At 30.1% G+C, this 4,000-nt stretch carries 5 protein-coding genes; all 5 read left to right on the forward strand.

All coding sequences use genetic code 11. From position 1 onward, the window contains the following. Nucleotides 1-674 precede the first annotated feature (674 nt). Complete coding sequence (locus tag Q0C58_RS02310; protein WP_290696909.1) at nt 675-1,013, forward strand: type II toxin-antitoxin system RelE/ParE family toxin; 339 nt, start codon at nt 675-677, stop codon at nt 1,011-1,013. Nucleotides 1,014-1,015: 2 nt separating this feature from the next. Beyond that, nucleotides 1,016-1,300, forward strand: coding sequence for a helix-turn-helix transcriptional regulator (locus Q0C58_RS02315; RefSeq protein WP_290696911.1), 285 nt, complete (start codon nt 1,016-1,018; stop codon nt 1,298-1,300). A gap of 157 nt (nt 1,301-1,457) precedes the next feature. Then, a complete protein-coding gene (locus Q0C58_RS02320) occupies nt 1,458-1,958 on the forward strand; it encodes a hypothetical protein (protein WP_290696913.1) in 501 nt (166 codons plus the stop codon). Nucleotides 1,959-2,004: 46 nt separating this feature from the next. Further along, a complete protein-coding gene (locus tag Q0C58_RS02325; protein ID WP_290696917.1) occupies nt 2,005-2,706 on the forward strand; it encodes a hypothetical protein in 702 nt (233 codons plus the stop codon). Between the two features lie 128 nt (nt 2,707-2,834). Continuing rightward, nucleotides 2,835-3,878: a S41 family peptidase gene (locus Q0C58_RS02330; protein ID WP_290696920.1), complete on the forward strand. Its 1,044-nt coding sequence runs from the start codon at nt 2,835-2,837 to the stop codon at nt 3,876-3,878. The last annotated feature ends 122 nt before the right edge of the window (nt 3,879-4,000 follow it).

Consider the following 4,000-nt stretch of genomic DNA (forward strand, 5'->3'; position numbering starts at 1 on the left):
ACCGTTATACTTAATTGCTCCGAAAGAAATTCTGCCGAATTTTTTCGGAGCAAATTTTTGTTTTTAAAATGGTTTCTGTTTAAATCGATCTTGAAAATGCGCGTCGTAAAGTTTAGCGGAATTAATCCCGAGAGTAGTTTTGTGCTTCGAAGTCGCAATGTTTTAAAATTTGGTTTTTTGAAAATGATAAAAAACAAAATCTTAAAACCTCGCTTTTTACTTTCCGATATTAATTGTGTTTTTTCGAGCAATTTTACGGTTGGAGTTTAGCTTTTTAGCGGAATTTATTGCGGATTATTTACAGGTTTTACGGCTGTTTCTGCATTTATTGTGGCGAAGTGGAATCGTAAACTTAGCAAGTTTATTTGTTTCGGAGGGTTTCGTTGTGTTTCGGCTAAAAGCAAAGTGAACGGCAAATCTTTTTCGGGAACAAAATGTGCTTACTCGGTTGTGTCGCAAAAAAGTATAACAATACATAAAAGCAATAAGCGGTTTAGTGATTTTCGGGAAGTCAATTAATTATTCTAACTTTGGGTAAAACTTAAAACGCGGTTGCAAATTTGCGCTTACTGCGTTTATCAAAGACCGTTGCCATTAATACCTCAAAAAATGTCTTTAAAAAAGGTTCCGTCTAAAACAGAATATAATTGTAACTAATTCGTTACATTTGTAATATGAGAGAAATCGATATTACAGAAGAATGTTTGGAATTTATCGACAAACAAAACGACAGAGTTTCACTTAAATTTTTCCAACTAGTAGAAGTTATTGGCGAAATTAAAGTCGTCAACTCAAACTTTCTCAAAAAACTGCAATCAACTCAATTTTATGAATTGCGGATTAAAGCAGGAAACGAATATCGAGTTGTAATATTTGCTATCGACCATCTGAATTTTGCTGAATGCACTAAAGCTGTTTGTTTATGTGGATTTCAGAAAAAAGGAACTAAAGATTACACAAAGGCGATTAAACAAGCCGAAAAAATATTAGAAGATTATCTAAAAGAGAAATAATTATGGGAAAGTCAATAAACGCAAAAGAACTGATTGCCAAGCGCTACGGAAAAGAAGGTTCAAAAGAACGTGAGAAATTTAGAGAAGATGCTTTTTCTTTCTATTTTGGAGAAATCATTAAAAATCGGAGAAAGGAATTACATATGACTCAAGAGAACCTTGCCGAAAAGGTTGGCAAGAAAAGACCATATATTTCGCGAATTGAAAACGGAGAAGATATTCAATTATCGAATTTCGCTTTGATTGCAAATGCTTTAGGATTATCGATTCAGCTATCAGCGGAATAGTACTAATGGCAACACCGTGTATAGAAAATCGCTTAAATAAGGCTTAAAACAAAGTGAGTTGCCTATTTTTATTATGATTTTCCTGCGGAAAATCTAAGGATATAAGAAACGCGACTTCCCATACACAATACCGTTGTAGATAATTTCAAAAAACTTTATGGCTGATCATTCTATATCAGAAGAAAATAAAATATTCTTAAAAGAATTTTATTCTTTAGTAAATGAACTTGATGATAAAAAAGAACTAGAGAAAACAGCACAAATTAAACTGAATCACTTAATAAAAGTTGCAGAATTTTTAGTCATAGCCAAACCTCAATCACACACAAAGAATCATAAAGAAAATCTTCTGAAATATTTAGAATTACTTCTATTATATTTTAATTCCAACGAATACGCTAAAACTGATTATGTAATCCTAAAAACTAGCCTACTTTATTCTATAAAACAGTGGATGTGGAAATATGGATATAGAAGCACATATGAATTAATTAATTTTAGAATATATTCTGGGCTCTTTGTCGATTTCGTCATATGGCTTATTCTATATAAAGAACACTTTTATTTTGTTCCAATAATAACATTGATTTATATTTCATACGGAATAAAGGATTTTTGGAGAGTAAAAAAAGAAAACAAACTATTGAATTTAATATAAGAACTATCTATAACCCCGTTTTTAGATAATTAAACTAAACAAAAAAATGAAGTCAATAATTTTAATCCTAGCATTGACGTTTATCACTTTTAGCATAAGAGCTCAAGTCTGTAATTGTGACCTATATGGATATAGTTCAATGAAAGGAGGTACTCCAAGTTTTACTGCGAAATTTAAGAATGGAAATAAGTTAATTATCTGCGGTAATGGAAATTATGATAAAGAAGAAACTTTTTTTGAATCTGAATTTACAGTTTATAATTGTTTAGATAATAATCTCCCCATTTCGCGTTATGGAGCTGTAAAAGACTGCAGAATTGATTTTAAGAATGATACGCTGAAAATTACTGAACTCAAACGGTTAGCAATCGGAAAAAATTGGGAATTAAAGACTGTTGACTATAAAACTGAATCGTTCTATTTTGTTAACGATTCTCTTTATAAAAGAGAAAGAATTACTATACCAAAATTTGAAATAAGTCAAAACAAAATAGATGAATTTTACTCTTTTTGGGCAAATCCAATTTTTGATACAAACATAACAGGAGAAGGATTTAAGAAAATCTATTATGAGAGAATTAAGAAACTAGAGATTTTATCTATTTATTGTGATATAAGGGCTTTGGAAATATTAAAAAACTATGGAAATTCTTCTGAAGGATTTTGTTGTGAGCTCGCTGAAACTAAAATGGATGCTTTAAAGATTATTGATAATATAGAAAAACTATCTACAACCCCGTGTATATAAAATCGCTTATATTAGGGATTAATACAAAGTGAGTTGCTCCTTTTTATTATGATTTTCCTGCGGAAAATCTAATGATATAACAAACGCGACTTTCCATACACAATACCGTTACCTGTAATTTGAAAAAAATGAGAACAAAACTTACTTTAATTTTATTTATTTATATTTCATTCTTGCCAATTTACGCTCAAAAAATTACAGAAAATCCAATTGTTAATTTCGATAAACTGTGGTCTGAATTTGATAATCGATACGCAAATTTCAAATTAAAATCTATTGACTGGGACAGTGTTTATGCTAAATACAGACCGAAAATTAGTGAAGAATCAACATCCAATGAATTGTTTAATGTCTGTTGTGAAATGCTAAAAGAACTTGATGATGGTCATATTAGTTTAGAAGGTGAAATAAATGCAAAAGAAAGGTATTGCGGAATTGAAAATAAAGTTCACATTATAAGTGAATTTAAGTCATTCAATAATTTACGAATACTAGTCGATAAATCTTTAGAAGAAAATGGATTTTCCTCATTTATGAATAAAAAGAAAAATGGACTAATTAATTTTTCCGTTTCTGCAAATTACGGTTATTTAAGAATAGACGAAATGGAGGGATTTGCAATTGGAGAATTAAAAAAATCTATAAACCAAGCAATCAGAACATTTCAAGATAAAAAAGGTTTAATAATAGATGTTAGGTTTAATGGCGGTGGAGATGATTTAATATCTTATAAAATAGCAGGAAGATTTGCAGATAAAAAAAGGCTTGGACATTATAAACAAACAAGAATTAATGGAACATCTAATTTTACAGAATTAGAGTCTTGGTATTTAAAACCAAAAGGTAGAAAGCAGTTTACAAACCCAATCATTATTCTAACTAGTGATTGGTCTGCAAGTGCTACTGAAATATTTATATTGGCAATGAAAGAGTTGCCCTATGTAACAATAATTGGTGACACCACAGAAGGTATTCTTTCTGATATGTATCCTTTTAAATTGCCAAATGGCTGGAAAGGAACATTATCACACCAAAAGTATTTTTCTACAAAAATGGTAAATTACGAAGGAAAAGGAATTGAGCCTGATTTTAAAATATTAAACTATAAGCAAGATAAATCGGATGTGGTATTATTGAAAGCAATTGAATTGTTGGATAAAAACTACAGGTAACACCGTATAAAATTAATTGCTGGTTCTAGCCTATTTACGAAAGTCCTCGCGGACTTTCTATCTGTGATTTATTTGCTAACTTTAGTGCCTAAACCACGCAACTAATCTTATACAAACACGTT

The sequence above is a fragment of the Lacinutrix sp. genome, assembly GCF_023299985.1.
In the GTDB taxonomy this organism is placed as follows: domain Bacteria; phylum Bacteroidota; class Bacteroidia; order Flavobacteriales; family Flavobacteriaceae; genus Lacinutrix.